This window comes from Curtobacterium sp. MCBD17_032, assembly GCF_003234855.1.
GTDB lineage: Bacteria > Actinomycetota > Actinomycetes > Actinomycetales > Microbacteriaceae > Curtobacterium.
The window spans coordinates 1-19656 of sequence record NZ_QKTO01000019.1 but is presented as its reverse complement, the minus strand read 5'-3'; the positions used below and the strand labels follow the sequence as shown (position 1 = coordinate 19656).

16 protein-coding genes are annotated in these 19656 nt (G+C 72.6%); 11 read left to right on the top strand and 5 right to left on the bottom strand.

The window, feature by feature from the left end; translation table 11 throughout:
* Positions 1-12: 12 nt before the first annotated feature.
* Positions 13-1464, bottom strand: a complete 1452-nt coding sequence (locus DEI91_RS15325; protein ID WP_181439647.1) for a S1C family serine protease — start codon at positions 1462-1464, stop codon at positions 13-15.
* Positions 1465-1654: 190 nt separating this feature from the next.
* Between DEI91_RS15325 and DEI91_RS15320 the strand changes: the two genes are divergently transcribed.
* From DEI91_RS15320 to DEI91_RS15300, 5 genes are all read left to right on the top strand, one after another.
* On the top strand, positions 1655-2689 hold the full coding sequence (locus DEI91_RS15320; protein ID WP_111053119.1) for an iron ABC transporter permease: 1035 nt from the start codon (positions 1655-1657) through the stop codon (positions 2687-2689).
* The gene (locus DEI91_RS15315; protein ID WP_181439646.1) at positions 2686-3723 is read left to right on the top strand and encodes an iron chelate uptake ABC transporter family permease subunit; all 1038 of its coding nucleotides are present in this window, start codon (positions 2686-2688) and stop codon (positions 3721-3723) included. The genes DEI91_RS15320 and DEI91_RS15315 overlap by 4 nt, the downstream gene beginning before the upstream one ends.
* 419 nt (positions 3724-4142) lie before the next feature.
* Complete coding sequence (locus DEI91_RS15310) at positions 4143-4619, top strand: FHA domain-containing protein (RefSeq protein ID WP_111053118.1); 477 nt, start codon at positions 4143-4145, stop codon at positions 4617-4619.
* Positions 4619-5323 (top strand): MerR family transcriptional regulator, encoded by a 705-nt coding sequence (locus DEI91_RS15305; RefSeq protein WP_111053117.1) that lies wholly within the window; start codon positions 4619-4621, stop codon positions 5321-5323. The genes DEI91_RS15310 and DEI91_RS15305 overlap by 1 nt, the downstream gene beginning before the upstream one ends.
* A 184-nt stretch (positions 5324-5507) precedes the next feature.
* Positions 5508-6068: a MerR family transcriptional regulator gene (locus DEI91_RS15300; protein ID WP_110825505.1), complete on the top strand. Its 561-nt coding sequence runs from the start codon at positions 5508-5510 to the stop codon at positions 6066-6068.
* Positions 6069-6289: 221 nt separating this feature from the next.
* Here the strand turns inward: DEI91_RS15300 and DEI91_RS15295 are convergent, their stop codons facing one another.
* Positions 6290-7141: a ParA family protein gene (locus tag DEI91_RS15295; RefSeq protein WP_111053135.1), complete on the bottom strand. Its 852-nt coding sequence runs from the start codon at positions 7139-7141 to the stop codon at positions 6290-6292.
* A 60-nt stretch (positions 7142-7201) separates the two neighbouring features.
* On the opposite strand from DEI91_RS15295, the gene DEI91_RS15290 reads away from it, so the two are divergent.
* The 3 genes from DEI91_RS15290 to DEI91_RS16780 all read left to right on the top strand — a co-directional run bounded on the left by DEI91_RS15290 (position 7202) and on the right by DEI91_RS16780 (position 11423).
* A complete protein-coding gene (locus DEI91_RS15290) occupies positions 7202-10612 on the top strand; it encodes a pyruvate carboxylase (RefSeq protein WP_111053116.1) in 3411 nt (1136 codons plus the stop codon).
* A 1-nt stretch (position 10613) separates the two neighbouring features.
* On the top strand, positions 10614-11117 hold the full coding sequence (locus DEI91_RS15285) for a peptide deformylase (RefSeq protein ID WP_111053115.1): 504 nt from the start codon (positions 10614-10616) through the stop codon (positions 11115-11117).
* A gap of 174 nt (positions 11118-11291) precedes the next feature.
* Entirely contained in the window at positions 11292-11423 is a 132-nt protein-coding gene (locus tag DEI91_RS16780) for a hypothetical protein (RefSeq protein WP_258374463.1), read from the top strand.
* A 275-nt stretch (positions 11424-11698) separates the two neighbouring features.
* On the opposite strand, the gene DEI91_RS15280 is transcribed toward DEI91_RS16780, so the two are convergent.
* Positions 11699-13480, bottom strand: coding sequence for a long-chain fatty acid--CoA ligase (locus DEI91_RS15280; protein WP_258374465.1), 1782 nt, complete (start codon positions 13478-13480; stop codon positions 11699-11701).
* A 246-nt stretch (positions 13481-13726) separates the two neighbouring features.
* On the opposite strand from DEI91_RS15280, the gene DEI91_RS15275 reads away from it, so the two are divergent.
* The 3 genes from DEI91_RS15275 (at position 13727) to DEI91_RS15265 (ending at position 16894) form a co-directional block, all read left to right on the top strand.
* On the top strand, positions 13727-14680 hold the full coding sequence (locus tag DEI91_RS15275; RefSeq protein ID WP_111053134.1) for an ROK family protein: 954 nt from the start codon (positions 13727-13729) through the stop codon (positions 14678-14680).
* Positions 14681-14707: 27 nt separating this feature from the next.
* The gene (locus DEI91_RS15270; protein ID WP_111053113.1) at positions 14708-15433 is read left to right on the top strand and encodes a 1-acyl-sn-glycerol-3-phosphate acyltransferase; all 726 of its coding nucleotides are present in this window, start codon (positions 14708-14710) and stop codon (positions 15431-15433) included.
* 117 nt (positions 15434-15550) lie between these two features.
* On the top strand, positions 15551-16894 hold the full coding sequence (locus DEI91_RS15265; RefSeq protein WP_111053133.1) for a class II 3-deoxy-7-phosphoheptulonate synthase: 1344 nt from the start codon (positions 15551-15553) through the stop codon (positions 16892-16894).
* A 9-nt stretch (positions 16895-16903) separates the two neighbouring features.
* On the opposite strand, the gene pknB is transcribed toward DEI91_RS15265, so the two are convergent.
* Positions 16904-18943: a Stk1 family PASTA domain-containing Ser/Thr kinase gene (gene pknB / locus DEI91_RS15260; protein WP_111053132.1), complete on the bottom strand. Its 2040-nt coding sequence runs from the start codon at positions 18941-18943 to the stop codon at positions 16904-16906.
* 113 nt (positions 18944-19056) lie between these two features.
* A partial coding sequence (locus tag DEI91_RS15255; protein ID WP_146244323.1) for a LysM peptidoglycan-binding domain-containing protein occupies positions 19057-19656 on the bottom strand: 600 nt, incomplete at its 5' end.

The following is a 19656-nucleotide window of genomic DNA, read 5'->3' as shown; positions in this document are numbered from 1 at the left end:
TTCCGCACCGGGTCATGCGGCCGGGCCGGCGGTCAGGGTGACGGTCGCCGTGGTCGCGGTCCCGTCGGCCGTCGTGTAGCCGACCGTCACCCGGTCTCCGACCTCGTGCTGGCCGATCGCCGCCGTCAGCTGCGTCGCGCTCGTGACCGCGGTGCCGTCGATGCTCGTGACGGTGTCACCCGCGGTGAGCCCGGCGGCCGCGGCACCCGACCCCTCGACCGTGCCGGCGATCGGGACCCCGGCGGTCGTGTCGGTGCCGGCCGTGCCGACCTGGACGCCGAGGAACGCCGGCAGGCCGATCGTGATGGTGTCCGAAGCCTCACCCGCGAGGATGCGCGCGGCGATCGACTCCGCCGTGCTGATCGGGATCGCGTAGCCGGTGACGTCCGCCGAACCCGAGGAGGCGGCGGTCGCCATGCCGACCACCTCGCCCTCGCTGTCCAGGACCGGTCCGCCGGAGTCGCCGGACACGATCTGCGCCGCGACCTCGAACAGCCCGGTGAGGGACTCGGTCCCGGTGCCGGACTCGCTCTGCACCTGGATGTCCTGGTCGGTCGCGGTCACGGTGCCCGCCGCGGCGACGAGGTCACCGGTGCCCTCGGCGTTGCCGACGTCGGTCACGGTGTCGCCGGTGCGTGCCCCGCCGTCGTCGTCGAGCGTGACGGTGGACAGACCGGACGCGTCCCGCAGCTGCAGCACCGCGACGTCGTCCGTCGCGTCGGTGCCCACGACGTCGGCGGTGTACTGCTCGCCGGTCGTCTCGTCGGTGACCGTGATCGCGGTCGCGCCCTGGACGACGTGGTTGTTCGTCAGGACCGTCCCGTCCGCGGTGAGGACCATGCCGGTCCCCGCGGCCCGCTGCGCGTCGTCGTAGCCGATCACCGTGTCGATCGTCACGACGCCCTCCGTCTGCGCCGCGGTCGCCGGCGTGGCCGCCGCCTGCGCCGTCCCGGTGCCGCCGGTGCCGGTCCCGCCGCTCGTCCCGCCCTGTCCGGGGACGGTGAAGCCGTCGATGCCGCTGCCCGACGGGCCCGATCCGGTCCCGGGGGCGGTCGCGCTGCCCTGCGACCGGCTCGAGGTCGTCGTGGTCCCGTGCGACGACAGTCCGAGCGCCGTCCCGCCGGCCGCCCCGACGATCGCGAGCGCGGCGACGCCCGATCCGATCGCGAGCCCGAGCCGTCGGCGCCGACGGCCCGTGGTCCCGGGTGCCGCCCCGGACGCGCCCGACCAGCCCTGCGGCGCGGTGCCGAGCGCGGCACTGCCGAGGCGGTAGGGGCCGCGGCCGTCGGGGGAGTACGCGTACGGGCCGGAGCCGTCCGGCGCGAAGAGGTACGGGCCGGAGCCGTCGAACGCGTGCGCCGGACGGAGCGTCGCCGGGTCCGCGTGCGGCGACTCCACCGTCGGTGCCTGCTGCCGTGCCTGCTGTGCGCCGTCGTCCGCGGCGGGGTTCGTGGTCTCGTCCATGGTGTGCTCCGGTCCTCTCCACGGCTCGGTCGGCCGTCGATGGGGACCAGTACAGGTGCGCTCCCGATGACGAGCCGATGAACGACCTGAGGGTCGCCCGAGCACTCCTCCTGCGATCGCCGGACGCCGGCCGCCGGACGCCGGGCACCCGCACGGCCGCGGGGGATCGGTTAGGCTCGCCGCACCTCCCATGCGTCCTCGATCCGTCGTGCCTCCCGCGCCCGCGCCCGCGTCCCGGCTCGTGCTGGCCGCCGTCCTCGCGGTCGTCGCGCTGGCCGTCGCCTGCGCCCTGAGCATCGCAGTCGGCAGCCGACCGATCCCGCTCGGCGTCGTCCTCGACACCCTCGCGCACCCGGGCCGCGACGACGAGACCGCGCTCATCGTCCTCGGCAACCGGCTGCCGCGCACCGTCGTCGGACTCCTCGCCGGCGCCGCACTCGGCGTTGCCGGTGCGGTCATGCAGGGGATCACACGGAACCCGCTCGCCGACCCGAGCATCCTCGGCATCAACGCCGGAGCAGCCCTGGCCGTCGTCGTGGGGATCGCCGTGTTCGGTGTCAGCGGGACCGCGACCTACCTGCCGTTCGCCTTCGCCGGGGCCGCGCTCGCCGCCCTGCTCGTCTACGGCATCGCCGCGGTCGCCCGCGGAGGGCTGACCCCGGTCGGCCTCGCGCTGTCCGGGGCCGTCACCGCCGCCGCCCTCTCCTCGGTCACCACCGCGGTGCTCGTGACGAACGCCGCCCTGCTCGACCAGCTCCGCTTCTGGCAGGTCGGGGCGCTCGCGGGCGGGGACCTCGGCACGGCGGGCGTCGTGGTCGTACCGGTCCTCCTCGGACTCGTCGTCGCCGTCGGGCTCGGTCGCTCGCTCAACACGCTCGCGCTCGGCGACGAGCTCGCGGCGTCGCTCGGGCAGCGCGTCGTGCTCGTGCGCGCGGTCGGCGCCCTCGTCACGGTGCTGCTCGCCGGGTCGGCGGTCGCCGCGGCCGGACCGATCGCGTTCGTCGGGCTCGCCGTGCCACACGCCGTCCGCCGACTGTCCGGACCCGACCACCGGTGGACGATCCTGCTGTCCGCCGTCGTGGCGCCGGCGCTCCTGCTCGTCGCCGACGTCATCGGCCGGGTCGTCGCGTACCCCGGGGAGCTGCAGGTCGGCATCGTCACGGCGCTCATCGGTGCTCCGGTGTTCATCGCGCTGGTCCGGTCGCGGACGGTGCAGGGCCTGTGAGCGCCACCGGCACCCGCACCGGACCCGATGCCGGGGACGACCGCCGCCGTCGCACCGGGACCGTGCGACGCGAGCTCGTCGTGCTCGCCGGTGCCCTCGTCGTGCTGCTCGGTCTCGTGCTCGTCGGGCTCGGGGTGGGCGAGATACCGCTGTCTCCCGTGCAGGTCATCGGTGGTCTGCTCGGGCAGGGTGACGCGGTCTCGGACTTCGTGCTCGGGCAGCTGCGCGGTCCCCGGGTCCTCGCGGCGCTGCTCGTCGGCGCGAGCCTCGGCACGGCCGGTGCGGTCGTGCAGAGCGTCGTCCGCAACCCGATCGCGTCCCCGGACATCATCGGCATCACGGCGGGCGCGAGCGCTTCGGGTCTCGTCGCGATCGTGCTGTTCGGCGCGTCGGGGGTGGCCCTGTTCGGTGTCGTGCTCGTCGGCGCGGTCGGCGTCGCGGTGCTCATCGCCGCGCTCGCCTGGCGTCGGGGGATCACCGGGAACCGGGTCGTCCTCGTCGGGGTCGGGGTCGGGGCGGTCGCGCTGAGCATCACCGGGTGGCTCCTGACGAGCGGGAGCGTGCAGCAGGCCGGGACGGCGCTGCTCTGGCTCTCCGGCAGCCTCAACGCCGTCGACCGCACCGTCGTCGGGGCGCTGCTCGTCGGCTTCGTCGTCCTCATGGCGCTCGCGCTCCTGCAGTCGCCCCGTCTCGCCGTCCTCACCCTCGGCGACGAGGTCGCGGCCTCGCTCGGCCTCCGCCCCGACCGGGCCAAGGTGCTCCTGCTGCTCACCGCGGTCCTCCTCACGGCGGCGGCGGTCGCCACCGCCGGTCCGGTGTCGTTCGTCGCGCTCATGGCTGCACCGATCGCCAGGAGGCTCGTCGGCGGTGGGCGGACCGCCCTCGGCCCGGCAGCCGCCGTCGGGGCGGTCGTGACGCTCGGCTCCGACCTCGTCGCGCAGTTCGCCCTGCCCGGGGTCACGCTCCCGGTCGGCGTCGTCACCGGGGTCGTCGGGGCGCCGTACCTGCTCTGGCTGCTCGCCCGCGGGCGCTGAGCGCCGGCGTCGGGACCGGACCCGACGCGATCGCGACCCGGGGCCGGCCGCGGCGCTCCCGGCTGACGACCGCAGCGCTCCCGGCGGACGTGCGCCGGGCCTCCAGACCGGGTACAGCCCGCGGTGGGGACTCGCCGCGCGGTCGTCCTCGAGCGGGTCTGCGCGCATGCTCGCGGCTTCCCACAGGAGGGGCTCGAGGACGCCGAGGTGGAGCGGATCCTGCAGGACCTCCGCGCGGGCGGGACCGCCCCGGAGCGCTCGACGCACGGAGGTGGGTGGGCCCGCCGACCGGACCGGCGGGCACCGGACAGGAGGCTCGCCGCTGGTCGGCGGGGAGCCTCCCGTGTCCCCTGTGGACGGGGCTCTCGCCGACCGGCTGGTTTCCGATACGCTGGGCGACCAAGAGGAGGAGGTCCACGATGCCAGATCCAGTGGTCCCGCAGCCGGGACGACGAACCCCGGAGCAGCGGCTGGTCGACACCACGCTGACCTTCAGCATGGAGAACGCCTCGGCGCTCACGCCCGAAGCCGGAGTCTCCGCGGAAGAACGCGACGCGATCTCGGCGCTGCCGTCGGGCTCGGCGCTGCTCGTCGTCCGACGCGGTCCGAACGTCGGAGCACGGTTCCTCCTCGACTCGGACGTCACGACGGCCGGTCGACACCCCGACGCCGACATCTTCCTCGACGACGTGACCGTGTCCCGCAAGCACGCGGACTTCATCCGCCGTGGGACGTCCTTCAGCGTCCAGGACCTCGGCTCCCTCAACGGGACCTACTTCGACGGTGTGCGCATCGACGAAGCGCTCCTCGTCGACGGGGCAGAGGTGCAGGTCGGCAAGTTCCGCCTCACGTTCTACGCTTCCCGGGTCGACCTGGCGCGCCTGGCGAACGCGTAGTGGCACCCCGCTCCGCTGCGGCGCGGGCGGTGTCGCCGGCGCCGGACCTGCTCACGATCGGTCAGGTCCTGGCGCGGCTGAAGCCGGACTTCCCGGACCTGTCGAGTTCGAAGCTGCGGTTCCTCGAGGAGCGCGAGCTCGTCACCCCGGTCCGGACGCAGAGCGGGTACCGGAAGTTCTCGCCGGCGGACGTCGACCGCCTCCGGATCGTGCTCGGCCTGCAGCGGGACCACTACCTGCCGCTCAAGGTCATCAAGGAGTACCTCGCCGACCTCGACGCGGGACGTGAGCCGACGCTGCCGGGCGGTGGGGACGTACCGCGCCCGTCGATGCTCGGGCGGGAGCGGCGGTACTCGCGCGACGAACTCCAGCGGGTCGCCGGGGCGTCGCCCATGCTCGTGGGAGACGCGGTGTCGTCGTCGCTCCTCCCCGCGGCGGACACCTACGGCGAGGAGTCCGTGGGCGTCCTCAAGGCCCTCGTCGAGCTCCAGCGATCGGGCATCGAGCCGCGACATCTGCGCACCTTCCGTGCCACCGCCGAGCGGGAGGTCGGGCTCATCGAGTCCGCGCTCATGCCGGTGTCCCGTCGGGGCGACGCCACCTCCCGGGCCAAGGCGCTGGAACTCGCCCGTGAGATCGCCGGACACCTCGAGGTCATCCGGTCGTCACTCATCCGAGCGGCGATCGGTCGGCTCGACTCGTGAGTCCCCGAAGGGGCGTCGACCCTCGACGTCCGTCGGTGCCGGGGCATATCCTCGACACGCCGGACGCGCCGGAGCGGATGTCCCGCCTCCTCGCCGCCCGACTCGCTACCGTGGACCTCGGAACAACTCTCAACCCGCTGTTGAAGCTTCGGGTGGGAGCTCGATCGTCGTGGAAGGCAAGCTGATGAGTGGGAACGATGTCCCCGGTACCCCGTCTGACATGACGCGGTACGACCTCGGGCTGCTCTTCACCGACGGTCTGCCCGAGCACGACGAGCAGAACGGCTACCGCGGCACCGTCGCCGCGAAGGCAGCCGGCATCAGCTACCGGCAGCTCGACTACTGGGCGCGCACCGAGCTCGTCCAGCCCACGATCCGCGGCGCCGCCGGGTCCGGGTCGCAGCGCCTCTACGGCTTCCGCGACATCCTCGTGCTCAAGCTCGTGAAGCGCCTCCTCGACACCGGGATCTCCCTGCAGCAGATCCGCACCGCCGTGAACCAGCTCCGCGAAGCCGGGGTCAGCGACCTGGCGCAGACGACGCTCATGTCCGACGGCGCCTCGGTCTACCTGTGCACCTCCGACGACGAGGTCATCGACCTGGTCTCGCGCGGCCAGGGTGTGTTCGGCATCGCCGTCGGCAAGGTCCTGCGCGAGGTCGAGTCGTCGCTGGTCGAGCTCGACGCCACCCCGGCCGAGGACCCGAGCGACGAGCTCGCCGCCCGCCGGGCGACCCGCGCTTCCTGACACGAGGGCGCCCGCCCGAGCGCCGCGCCCCTTCCCGGTGCCCTCCAGCTCCGGGATCGCGGCATCTCGGGGTCCTGGACCCCGCAGTCGTGGAACCGCAACGACGGGCATGCGGCACGTCGTGGAACCTCGGCGCGCGCGGGTGCGGCGGAAGTGCCGGGTCCGGGGACGACGACGGGCCGCCCGCAGGCGACCCGTCGTGACGAAACCCCGAGCAGGACTCAGGCGATCGCGCCCGCGGTTCCCGTGCCCGCCGCACCTGCAGCACCTGCACCATCGGCGTACGGCCCGATCTTCCCGGTGCGCATGATCCGCTCGAGCAGCTGGTCGAAGTTCCGGGCCATCTCCTGCGCCGACTCGCCCGGCCACACGTGCAGGGGCTTCGCGGCTCCCTGCGCCTGCTGGAGCGAGGTGCGCTCCGGCAGCTGCGGCGAGAGCACGAGCGGCCCGAACATGTCGCGGAGCTCCTTGATGCGGAACTGGTGCTCGAGTGACTGCACGCGGGCACGGTTCACGATGATGCCGAGGGGCTGGAGGCGCGGCGAGAGTCCGCGGCGGATCTCCTCGATCGCACGGAGGGCACGGTCGGCAGCGGCGACGGAGAAGAGGCCGGGCTCGGTGACGACGGAGACCCGGTCCGAAGCGGCCCACGCGGTGCGGGTCAGGGCGTTGAGCGACGGCGCGCAGTCGATGAGGACGAGGTCGTAGTCGGCCTCGACGTTCGCCAGTGCCTCTTCGAGCTTCCAGATGTCACGGATGGACGGGTGTGGACCGTCGAAGTTGATGGCCGAGGGTGATCCGACCATGACGTCGATCTTGCCCTGGGACCCCTTCGTCCAGCCGGAGGGGGCGATCGCCTGCCGGACGATCTTCTCCTTCGGGTTCTCGAGGACGTCGGCCACGTTGAGGTGGCCCGTCAGGTCGATGTCGAGCCCGGTCGAGACGTCCGACTGGGGATCGAGGTCCACCACCAGGGTGCGCAGACCCTTGGCGAACGCTGCCGAGGTCAGGCCGAGTGTCACGGTCGTCTTGCCGACACCGCCCTTGAGCGAGCTCACGCTGAGTACATGCACGATGAGCAACGTTACCGCCAGTAGGGTTGTGACACCTCAACCCGGGCTGAAAGGGACCTCGTGTTCGACAAGATCCTGGTCGCGAACCGTGGCGAGATCGCCATCCGGGCCTTCCGTGCGGCGTACGAGCTCGGTGCGCGCACCGTGGCGGTCTACCCGTACGAGGACCGCAACTCCCTGCACCGCCTGAAGGCCGACGAGGCGTACCTCATCGGGGAGCGCGGGCACCCGGTGCGTGCCTACCTGGACGTCTCCGAGATCATCCGCGTCGCCCGCGAGTCCGGCGCCGACGCGATCTACCCGGGCTACGGCTTCCTGTCCGAGAACCCGGAGCTCGCCGCGGCCGCCGCCGCCGCCGGCATCACCTTCATCGGTCCGGGCGAGCACGTGCTCGAGATGGCCGGCAACAAGGTCACCGCCAAGGAGCACGCGATCGCCGCCGGGGTACCGGTCCTCGCGAGCACGCCGGCCAGCCGCGACGTCGACGAACTCGTCGCCGGGGCCGAGGCGATCGGGTTCCCGGTGTTCGCGAAGGCCGTCGCCGGTGGTGGCGGTCGCGGGATGCGCCGCGTCGAGACCCCGGCGGAGCTGCGCCCGGCGCTCGAGGCGGCCATGCGCGAGGCCGACAGCGCCTTCGGTGACCCGACGATGTTCCTCGAGCAGGCGGTCCTGCGTCCGCGGCACATCGAGGTGCAGATCCTGGCCGACGCAACGGGCAGCGAGACCGGCACGATCCACCTGTTCGAGCGGGACTGCTCCGTGCAGCGCCGCAACCAGAAGGTCGTCGAGATCGCCCCGGCGCCGGACCTCGACGCAGGCGTCGCCGCGGCACTGCACCGGGACGCCGTGGCCTTCGCGCGGTCGATCGGCTACGTCAACGCGGGCACGGTGGAGTTCCTCCTCGACACGGTGGGGGAGCGTGCGGGGCAGCACGTCTTCATCGAGATGAACCCCCGCATTCAAGTGGAGCACACCGTGACCGAGGAGGTCACCGACGTCGACCTCGTGCAGTCGCAGATGCGCATCGCCGCCGGCGCCACCCTCACCGACCTCGGCCTGTCGCAGGACACCGTCGCGGTCCACGGGGCCGCGCTGCAGACCCGCATCACCACCGAGGACCCGACGCAGGGCTTCCGTCCGGACACCGGCCGGATCACCACCTACCGCAGCCCGGGCGGTGCCGGCGTCCGGCTCGACGGCGGCACGGTGGCCACCGGCGCCCAGATCAGTCCACACTTCGACTCGATGCTCGCGAAGATGACGTGCCGCGGTCGGGACTTCCCGGCCGCGGTCGCCCGTGCGCGTCGTGCCCTCGCCGAGTTCCGCATCCGCGGCGTCAGCACGAACATCCCGTTCCTGCAGGCCGTCCTCGAGGACCCGGACTTCGCCCGCGGCGACGTCTCGACCGCGTTCATCGAGGAACGTCCGCAGCTGTTGGCCGGCCACGTGTCGAAGGACCGCGGCACGAAGGTGCTCAACTGGCTCGCCGACGTCACCGTCAACCGTCCGAACGGCGCGCCGACCGCGCAGGTGGTGGACCCGGCGACGAAGCTCCCGGCCACCGACCTCACCGCCCCGGTGCCCGAGGGGCAGCGCGACCTGCTGCTCCGGGTCGGCCCGGCCGCGTGGGCCCAGGCGCTGCGTGCGCAGACGCCCCTCGCGGTGACCGAGACGACGATGCGGGACGCGCACCAGTCGCTCCTCGCGACCCGTGTCCGCACGAAGGACCTGGTCGCCGTCGCCCCGCACGTCGCGCGACTCACTCCGCAGCTGCTCAGCGTCGAGGCATGGGGAGGCGCCACCTACGACGTCGCGCTCCGCTTCCTCGGCGAGGACCCGTGGGAGCGCCTGGCGGCGCTCCGCGCGGCGATGCCGAACATCCCGGTCCAGATGCTGCTGCGCGGACGCAACACCGTCGGCTACACGCCGTACCCGACGGAGGTCACGGACGCGTTCGTCGCCGAGGCCGCCGCGAGCGGCGTCGACGTCTTCCGGGTGTTCGACGCGCTCAACGACGTCAGTCAGCTGCGGCCCGCCCTGGAGGCCGTGCTCGCCACCGGCACGGCCGTCGCCGAGGCAGCACTCTGCTACACCGGCGACCTCCTCGACCCGGCGGAGGACCTGTACACCCTCGACTACTACCTGCGACTGGCCGAGCAGATGGTCGAGGCCGGAGCGCACGTCATCGGCATCAAGGACATGGCCGGGCTGCTGCGCGCCGGCGCGGCCGAGCGCCTGGTCACCGCCCTGCGCGAGCGCTTCGACCAGCCCGTGCACGTGCACACCCACGACACCGCGGGCGGGCAGCTCGCGACCCTGATGGCCGCGTCCCGCGCCGGCGCCGACGCGGTCGACGTGGCGGCGGCGCCGATGGCCGGCACCACGAGTCAGCCGAGCATGTCGGCCCTGGTCGCGGCACTCGCGCACACCGACCGTGACACGGGCATCGACCTCGGTGCCGTCGGCGACCTGGAGCCGTACTGGGAGGCGGTCCGCCGGGTGTACGCGCCCTTCGAGTCCGGGCTCGCCGGACCGACGGGCCGCGTGTACAAGCACGAGATCCCGGGCGGGCAGCTCTCGAACCTCCGCCAGCAGGCCATCGCCCTCGGGCTCGGCGACCGCTTCGAGCAGGTCGAGGACTGGTACGCCGAGGCGAACCGGATCCTCGGACGCCCGACCAAGGTCACGCCGTCCTCCAAGGTGGTCGGCGACCTCGCGCTGCAGCTCGCCGCGGTCGACGCCGACCCCGCGGACTTCGAGCAGCACCCGGAGAAGTACGACGTGCCGGATTCGGTGATCGGCTTCATGGCGGGCGAGCTCGGCGACCTGCCGGGCGGGTGGCCGGAGCCGTTCCGGTCGAAGGTCCTGGCCGGGCGGGACGTCCGGATCGCGGTCACGCCGGTGCCGGAGCACGAGCGTGCGGCGTTGGACACCCCGGGCGCGGTCCGGCAGCAGGCCCTGAACCGCCTCCTGTTCGAGGAGCCGACCCGCCGGTTCCAGCAGGTGCGGGACGAGTACGGCGACCTCTCGGTCGTGCCCACGGTGGACTACCTCTACGGCCTGCGCCAGGGGGAGGAGCACGTGGTGCCGCTCGGGAAGGGCGTCAACCTGCTCGTCGGGCTCGAGGCGATCGGCGAGGTCGACGCGCAGGGCATCCGCACCGTCATGGCGACCATGAACGGACAGCTGCGGCCGGTGGCCGTGCGCGACCGGTCGGTCGTCGTCGAGACCAAGGCCGCCGAACAGGCGGACCGGTCCGACCCGAAGCACGTCGGGGCCCCGTTCTCCGGGGTCGTGACGCTCAAGGTCGCCGTCGGTGACGTCGTCGAGGCCGGTCAGGCCGTGGCGAGCATCGAGGCGATGAAGATGGAAGCGGCCATCACGGCTCCCGTCGCGGGGACCGTCGGCCGGCTCGCGATCCCGGTGACCCAGCAGGTGGACGCCGGCGACCTCTTGGTGGTGCTGCAGTAACGTGACCGTCCGTCCCATCCGCCTGTTCGGCGACCCCGTCCTCCGTTCGCCCGCGGACCCGATCGCACCGGAGGCCCTGGGGTCCCCGGGTGTCCGGGACCTCGTGCAGGACCTCGTCGACACCGTCCGGGAGCCCGGTCGCGCCGGCGTCGCGGCGCCGCAGATCGGTGTCGGCCTCCGCGCGTTCTCCTACAACGTCGACGGCGAGGTCGGGTACGTCCTCAACCCGGAGCTGGTCGAGACCGCGGGGGAGCCCGAGCTCATGGACGAGGGGTGCTTGTCGGTGCCGGGTCTGGCGTACCCGACGCGGCGCCACCCCTACGCCAAGGTGCGCGGCGTCGACGTCGACGGTACCGAGGTCGTGCTCGAGGGCACCGGTCTGATGGCGGAGGCACTGCAGCACGAGTGCGACCACCTGGACGGCACGGTGTACGTGATGACGCTCGACCCGGAGACCCGCCGCGGGGCGCTCCGGGACATCCGCGCGCAGGACTGGTTCCACTAGACCCGACGGTCACCTGGCGGGGTCCGGCGCGGGCGCTCGTGCGGGCCCGGGGGACGCCGCCGGGGGACGGGACGTGACACCCGGACGCGGGATTGTCGCATCGTCCGGATCGCGAGGTACCGTGTCCGCAGTCGGTCACCCGCCGGCGGTCCCCCCTCACCCAGGACGAGCACGATGGCACCCCAGAACGACGAGCTCAGCTCGCACCGCACCCGCACCAACCGCCGACCGGAGCAGGTCTCGACGAACACCGCGGCGACCGCGGTCCTCGACCCGATCGACGCCCCGGAGGGCCCGCAGGCCTGAGGCGGACACGGACGGTCCGGTCGACGGACCGTCGTGTCCGGCACGAAACGCCCCCGTCTCGTGTCGACACGCCCCCGTGACGTCGAAGCGCCACCCCGTGCTCGTGACGCCGCCGGATGACGCGGCGTCACGACCACGGGGAGGTGTCTCGACCGAGACGGGGGCGTCTCGACCGAGACGGGGGCGTCTCGACCGAGACGGGGGCGTCTCGACCGAGACGGGGGCGTCTCGACCGAGACGGGGGCGTCTCGCGTGCGGTGCCGAAGGGCGCGCCGTCAGTGACGTCGACGTGACGGCACGACCGGTGTCGACGTCGTCTGCACGGCCGATCCCGAGTAGATGTGGTCGACCTCGGCGGCGAAGTCGCGGAGCACGACCGAGCGCTTCACGGTGAGCTTCGGCGTGAGGTGCCCGGACGCCTCGCTCAGGTCGGCGTCGACGACGGAGAACGACCGGATCGACTCCGCACGCGAGACCCGACCGTTCGCGGCGTCCACCGCCTCCTGCACGGCCTCGAGCACCCGCTCGTCGTGTGCCGCCTGGCGGGGCGTCAGCGCCGGTTCGATGCCCCGGGCCGCGCACCAGCCGGGTAGCATCTCGCGGTCGAGCGTCACGAGTGCCGCGACGAACGGCTTGCCCTCGCCCACGACGACGACCTGGCCGACCACCGGGTGCTCGCGGACGGCGTCCTCGAGTGGTGCCGGCGCGACGTTCTTGCCGCTCGCGGTGACGATGAGCTCCTTGGCGCGACCGGTGACGGTGAGGACCCCGTCGGCGTCCAGTCGACCGAGGTCGCCGGTGCGGAACCACCCGTCGCGGAAGGCGGCCGCGGTCGCCTCCGGGTTCCGCCAGTAGCGGTCGAAGACGTCGACCCCGCGGATGAGGATCTCGTGGTCCTCGGCGATCCGCACCTCGACGCCGGGGAGCGCGCGGCCGACGGTGCCGATCCGGAGCTCGGTCGCGCGGTTCACGGTCGCGGGCGCGGTCGTCTCGGTGAGGCCGTACCCCTCGAGGATGACGACGCCGATCGAGCGGAAGAAGTGGGACAGGCGGGGTGAGAGCGGTGCGGACCCGCTGATCGCGTAGCGGACCCGACCGCCGAGTGCGTCCCGGAGCTTCGCGTACACGAGCTTGTCGAGGAGCCGGAAGCGCAGCGTGAGGCCGAGCGGCACCCGACCGGCCGCGACGGCCTCGGAGTGCGCCACGGCGGTCGCGGCTGCCGCGCGGAAGACCCTGCCCTTGCCGCCGAGGTCGGCCTTCTGCTCGGACGAGTTGTAGATCTTCTCGAACACCCGGGGGACCGCGAGCAGGAAGGTCGGCTTGAAGGTCGACACCGCCCGGAGCAGGTCCTTCGTGTCCGGTTCGTGGCCGACGAGCACGCCGGCGGAGACCGACATCGCGGCGATGAACCGGGCGAACACGTGGGCCATCGGGATGAAGAGCAGGGTGGAGGCGTCCCCGGCGACGACCTCGGACATCGCCTCGGTGGCGTTCTCCACGGTGGCGGTGAAGTTGTCGTGCCGGAGCACGCAGCCCTTCGGTCGCCCGGTCGTCCCCGAGGTGTAGATGACCGTGGCGTCGTCGCGCCCGGAGACCGTGGCCGTCCGGCCGTCGAGCTCCTCGTCGCTGACGTCCTCGCCGAGCCGGGTCAGGTCGTCGAGCCCGCCGCCGTCGATCGTCCAGTGCTGCCCGAGGTGCGGAAGGTCCGCGGCGATGCCGGCGACCCGTCGCGCGTGCTCCTCCTGCTCGACGACGATCGCGACGGACTCGGAGTCGGCGAGGACGTGCCGGATCTGGTCCGGTGCACTGGTCTCGTACACCGGGACGGACACGAGGCCCGCGGTCCACACCGCGAAGTCGACGAGCGTCCACTCCATGCGGGTGCGCGAGAGGATCGCGACATGGGCGCCGGGCTGCAACCCGGCGGCGACGAAGCCCTTCGCGATGCCGCGGACACGGGCCAGGACGTCCGCTGCGCTGATGCCGGTCCAGGTGTCGCCGGTGCGTTCGGCGAGGATCGGGCGGTCGGGGGTGAGCCGTGCCCGGTCGGAGAGCAGGCGGGCTGCCGAGCCGTGGTCGGGCGCGACCGGGCCGGCGCCGTGCTCGGCGGGGGACCCGCCCCTGCTGGTGGACGTGGTGCGGTCGGCACGCTGATCGGTCACGGCAACTCCCTCGTCGGCCGGTTCGATGTGAGTCCGCTCATCCTCGAGACGGCTCGCACTCAGCATAGGACGCCTCTTCCCGAGTTCGGTGAGCGTCCCGTCGTTCGGTGCGCCGTCGCCGAACCGGTAGGGTCGGTGTTCGTGCATGCCATCGGAATCGACATCGGGGGCACCAAGATCGCGGGAGCGGTCGTCACGGAGCTCGGCGAGATCCTCGCCGAGGACCGCGTCGCCACGAACGCTGCGGACCCGATCGCCATGCTCGACGACGTCGTGTCGATGGTCGAGCGCCTCAGCCTCCAGCACCAGGTCGGTGCGGTGGGGGTCGCGGCGCCGGGCTTCATCGACGCCTCGCAGTCGATCGTCTACTACACGCCGAACATCCGCTGGCGCAACGAGCCACTGCGACAGAAGCTGCAGGAGCGCCTCGGTGACCTGCACATCACCGTCGACAACGACGCGAACGCCGCCGGGTGGGCCGAGTTCCGCTTCGGTGCCGGTCGCCTGGTGTCGGACATGACCATGCTGACCATCGGTACCGGTGTCGGTGGCGCGATCGTCACCGAGGACCGCCTGTTCCGCGGGGGGTTCGGCACCGGCGGCGAGATCGGGCACCTCCGCATCGTGCCCAACGGCCTGCCCTGCGGCTGCGGCGCCCGAGGCTGCATCGAGCAGTACGGCTCGGGCCGCGCGCTCCAGCGCATGGCCAACGACGTCGCGGACGCCGGCGGCATCGGCGTGGCCCTGGCCGAGGCCCGCGACGCGAACGGCGGTCACCTCGACGGCGCGATCGTCGGGGACCTCATCCTGGCCGACGACCCCGGAGCCCTCGCCGCACTGCGCCGACTCGGGCGGCACCTGGGTGAGGCGTGCGCCTCGCTGTCCGCGGTGCTCGACCCGCAGCTGTTCGTCTTCGGCGGCGGTGTCGCCAGCGCGGGTGACCGGTTGCTCGAACCGATCCGGCAGGCGTACCTGAACAACCTGCCGGCGCGCGGTTACCACCCGGAGCCGGACTTCGTGATCGCCGAGCTCGTCAACGACGCCGGGGTGGTCGGTGCTGCCGACCTCGCCCGGATCCACGCCCGCACGGCCTGACCCACACCCCACCCGACGGAGTCGACGATGCTCTACTGGCTGCTGAAGAACTTCGTGCTCGGCCCGCTCATCCTGTCGCTGTTCCGGCCGTGGGTGATCGGCCGCGAGAACGTCCCGCGCTCCGGGCCGGTCATCTTCGCGTCGAACCACGTGTCGTTCATCGACTCGGTGATCCTGCCCGCCGTGCTCGACCGGCGGATGTCGTTCCTCGCGAAGAGCGACTACTTCACCGGGCGCGGTCTGAAGGGATGGGCGACGAAGACGTTCTTCAACGCGATCGGGCAGCTCCCCATCGACCGCTCCGGCGGCAAGGCGTCGGAGGCCTCGCTCCGCACCGGCCTGCAGGTCCTGGCCCGCGGTGAGCAGCTCGGCATCTACCCGGAGGGCACCCGCAGCCCGGACGGCAAGCTCTACCGCGGTCGGACCGGCATCGCACGCATGGTCCTCGAGGGCCGCGTCGTCGTCGTGCCCGTCGCGATGATCGGCACCCGCGAGGTCCAGCAGATCGGCCAGAAGTTCCCCAAGTTCAAGCGGGTCGGTGTCGTCTTCGGGAAGCCCTTGGACTTCTCCCGGTTCGAGGGGCTCGAGACCGACCGCTTCATCCTCCGGAGCGTCACGGACGAGATCATGCACGAGCTCCGCGGGCTGAGCCGGCAGGAGTACGAGGACGTCTACGCGACGAGCGTCAAGGAGCGTGCGACGACCGCCCGCGAGACCGTCATGCGGGAGCGTCGGGTCACCCCCGGACGGTAGGCTCGGACAGTCCCGCAACCGTCGGGACGCCGTCCCGGCGACGGCCGCGTGCGACCAGAACACCGAGGTGCAGCCTTGTCCGAGTCGATCGACTCCCTCACCCTGCAGGACCCTGACGTGATCGCGGGGCTCGACCACTGGCGCACGCTCCCGATCAAGCAGCAGCCCACCTGGCCGGACCCGGCTGCGGCCGAGGCCGCCTCCGCCGAGATCGCGACGCTGCCGCCGCTCGTCTTCGCGGGCGAGGTCGACCAGCTGCGTGACCGCCTCGCCGCCGCCGCCCAGGGGAAGGCGTTCCTGCTGCAGGGCGGCGACTGCGCCGAGACCTTCGCCGGTGCCACCGCGGACTCGATCCGCGACCGCGTCAAGACGATCCTGCAGATGGCCGTCGTGCTCACGTACGGCGCGTCGACGCCGGTCATCAAGATGGGCCGGATGGCGGGGCAGTTCGCCAAGCCCCGGTCGAGCGACCTCGAGACGCGCGGCGACGTCACCCTGCCGGCCTACCGCGGCGACATCGTGAACGGGTACGACTTCACGCCGGAGTCCCGCCAGGCCGATCCGCGCCGACTCGTGCAGGGCTACCACACGGCGGCGTCGACGCTGAACCTCGTCCGCGCCTTCACGCAGGGCGGGTTCGCGGACCTGCGTCAGGTGCACTCGTGGAACAAGGGCTTCGCGGCGAACCCGGCGAACGCCCGGTACGAGAACCTCGCGGCCGAGATCGACCGCGCGATCCAGTTCATGGCCGCGTGCGGCGCCGACTTCGAGGCGCTCAAGCACGTCGAGTTCTACGCCTCGCACGAGGGGCTGCTCATGGACTACGAGCGTCCGATGACCCGGATCGACTCCCGCTCCGGGCAGGCGTACGACACGTCGGGGCACTTCATCTGGATCGGGGAGCGCACCCGCGACCTCGACGGCGCGCACGTCGACTTCCTGTCCCGCGTGCGGAATCCGATCGGCGTGAAGCTCGGTCCGACCACGAGCGTCGACGACATGCAGGCCCTCATCGAGAAGCTCGACCCGGAGCGCGAGCCGGGCCGCCTGACCTTCATCACCCGGATGGGCGCCGGCAAGATCCGCGACGAGCTCCCGAAGCTGCTCGAAGCGGTCAAGCGCATGGACGCGAACCCGCTCTGGGTGACGGACCCGATGCACGGCAACGGGCTGACGACCCCGAACGGGTACAAGACCCGGCGGTTCGACGACGTGGTGGACGAGGTCCTCGGGTTCTTCGAGGTGCACCGCGCGGTCGGCACGTACCCGGGCGGCATGCACGTCGAGCTCACGGGTGACGACGTCACCGAGTGCCTCGGTGGTTCCGAGCACATCGACGAGGCGACCCTCGCGACCCGGTACGAGTCGCTCTGCGACCCGCGTCTCAACCACATGCAGTCGCTCGAGCTCGCCTTCCTGGTGGCAGAGGAACTGCGGGCGCACCCGTCCGTCGCGCGCTGACGGGGACGGCTACTGGTCGTACGTCAACCTGACCGTGTCACCCTTGTGGACCGTGGCGCCGGCGGCGGGGTCCGTGGACCGGACCGGCAGCGTGTCCTCCCAGTCGTAGAACCGGCAGAGGATGTTCGTGCAGGGCGGGTAGCTGACGTCCAGGCCGAGCGCTCGGAGGGCCGATGCGGCCTCGTCGATGGTCTTGCCCGCGACGGGCGGCATCGTGATCGGCGCGGGCCCCTGTGAGACGACGACGTCCACGGCGGTGCCCTTCACCGCGGGGTCGTCGGCGACCGTCGCGGACACGACCTGGCCGGCGGGAACGTCCTCGCTGTACTGCTGCGTCTGGGCGCCGAGCTCGAGACCGATCCCGGCGAGGGTCGCCCGGGCGTCGTCGACGGTCTTCCCCGTGACGTCCGGCACGGCACCGAGGGAGACCGTCAGGGTCACCGGTCCGCGTTCGGGGTACCGGTCGACGGTGGTCAGGTCCACGGCGCCGGAGTCGTCCCGACCGGCCGCGGCCATGACGGTGTCCGCGGGCACGTCGGGGGAGAACTGGTACTGCGGGTCCTGGAGCTGGAAGTCGTCGTCGAGGGCGGCCTGCGCGGTCGAGACGGACTGCCCGACGATCGCCGGCAGCGCGATCATGCGCGGGCCGCTCGAGACCACGATGCGGATCGCCGTGCCCTTCCGGACGACCCGGTCCGTCGGGGGCTGGGTCGCCGTGACGAGGCCGGCGGCGACCTCCGCGTCGGGGCGGCTCGTCGTGGCCTCGGCGGCACGCAGGCCGTTCGACGTGAGGGTCTGCCGCACCTGCGAGACGGTCTTGCCGGCGACGGCGGGGATCCTGATGTTGCCACCGGGACCGGGGCCGTACCACGCCGCGATGCCGGCACCGACGAGGGCCAGGACGACCACGACGACGAGGGCCGTCCACCCGCGCTTCCGCCGCTTGGCGGACTTGTCGGCGAGCCGCTGCCCGGCCGGCGAGAGGGTGGCGGTGACGGCCCCGGTTCGTCGCGGGCCGGGCGCCGAGCGGCCGCCGGGGCGCCGCGGCGGCGTCTCCTGCGTCCCACGGCGGTCGAGCACCGTGGTGTCGTGCTCGCTCGCGTCCTCGACGTCGTCACCGGCCGTCGCCGCACCGGCACTGCCGCCGGAGGGGAGGATCGCGGTCGCGTTCTCGGGTCGGAGCACGGCGGTGCGGTACTGGCCGGTGGCGCGCTGCTGCCCGCCGGCCATGTGGTCGAGCATCTCGCGTGCGTCGCGCGGTCGGTCGCGGGGGTCCCGGGCGGTGGCCCAGGCGACGAGGTCGTCGAGCTCGGCCGGGACGCCGGGCAGCGCGGCGCTCGGAGCCGGCACGGTGTCGTTCGCGTGCTGGTACGCGATCTGCATCGGCTGCTCGCCCTTGTACGGCTGTTCGCCGGTGAGCATCTCGTAGAGCATGATCCCGAGCGCGTAGATGTCGCTGCGGGAGTCGGCGGCGCCGCGGGTGACGAGTTCGGGGGAGAGGTACGCGATGGTGCCGAGCAGGGCGGCGCCCGTGGCCGTGTTCGCGGTCGTGGCACGGGCGAGCCCGAAGTCCCCGAGCTTGATCCGGCCGTCGTCGGCGAGCAGCACGTTCTCGGGCTTGAGGTCGCGGTGCACGATGCCGGCGCGGTGGGCGGACGCCAGGCCGGCCAGGACGGCCCGGAGGATGTCGGTCGCCTGCTCCGGGGTGAGGGCCCGGTGCTCGTGCAGGAGGTCGCGGAGCGTGATGCCCGGGATGTACTCCATGACGATGTAGACGCAGTCGTCCTCGGCGCCCTGGTCGTACACACCGACGAGGTTGGGGTGCGAGAGTCGGGCGGCCGACCGGGCCTCCTGGATGAACCGCTCGCGGAACGCCTGGTCGTCGGCGAGGTGGCCGTGCATGATCTTCACGGCGACGCGTCGCTCGAGTCGGACGTCGGTGGCGAGGTACACGGTCGCCATGCCGCCCCGCGCGATGCGGGAGCGGACGCGGTACCGCTGATCGATCATGCGACCGATCATCGGGTCCGTGGCGGCGTTCGTGGTCATCTGCGGCATTCTACGAAGCCGTGCGCCGGACGAGCGCACAGGCGCACCGGTCGTTACACGATCTCGACCGGAGGGACGACCCGGCGCTCAGGGTCGACCCGGGGACGGTCGGCTCAGAGCGAGCGGAGCCATGCGGCGGCCGACTGTTCCCACTGGGCGTAGGCCTTCGGGTACGCGGACAGCTGCACGGCCTGGGCGGCCTCGGTGACGCTCATCGACGACCACCCCGGGATGTCGAGGAGTCCGCGGGTGACGCCCGGGTTCGGGTTGCGTGAACCGCCGAAGAACAGCTCGGCGGCGTACACGGTGTCCTGGAGCTGGGCGGGCGTGCCCCAGCCCTGGCTCGGCCGCTGTTGGAACAGACCCACCGAGTCGCGGTCGCCGTGCGCGAGGTTGCGGAGACCCGACTCCTGCATCGCCGTGGCCAGCGCGATGACGAGCCCGCGGTCGGACACCCCGAGCGAGCGACCGACGCGGACGACGGTCGCGGCGTTCGCGCGCTGTTCGCTGGTCAGGGACGGGCCGCTCGTCGGGAGGACGAGGGTGCCGCCGGCGTAGATCGTGCTCGTGTAGGTCAGGCCGTTGGCGGCGAGCAGCGACGCGACGGAGACACCGTGCGTCGTCGCGACCGAGGCGATCGTGTCACCGTTGCCGATCGTCACCGAACCGCCGCGGACCACGGCCGACGGGGACGCGGTGGGGGCGGACGGGGC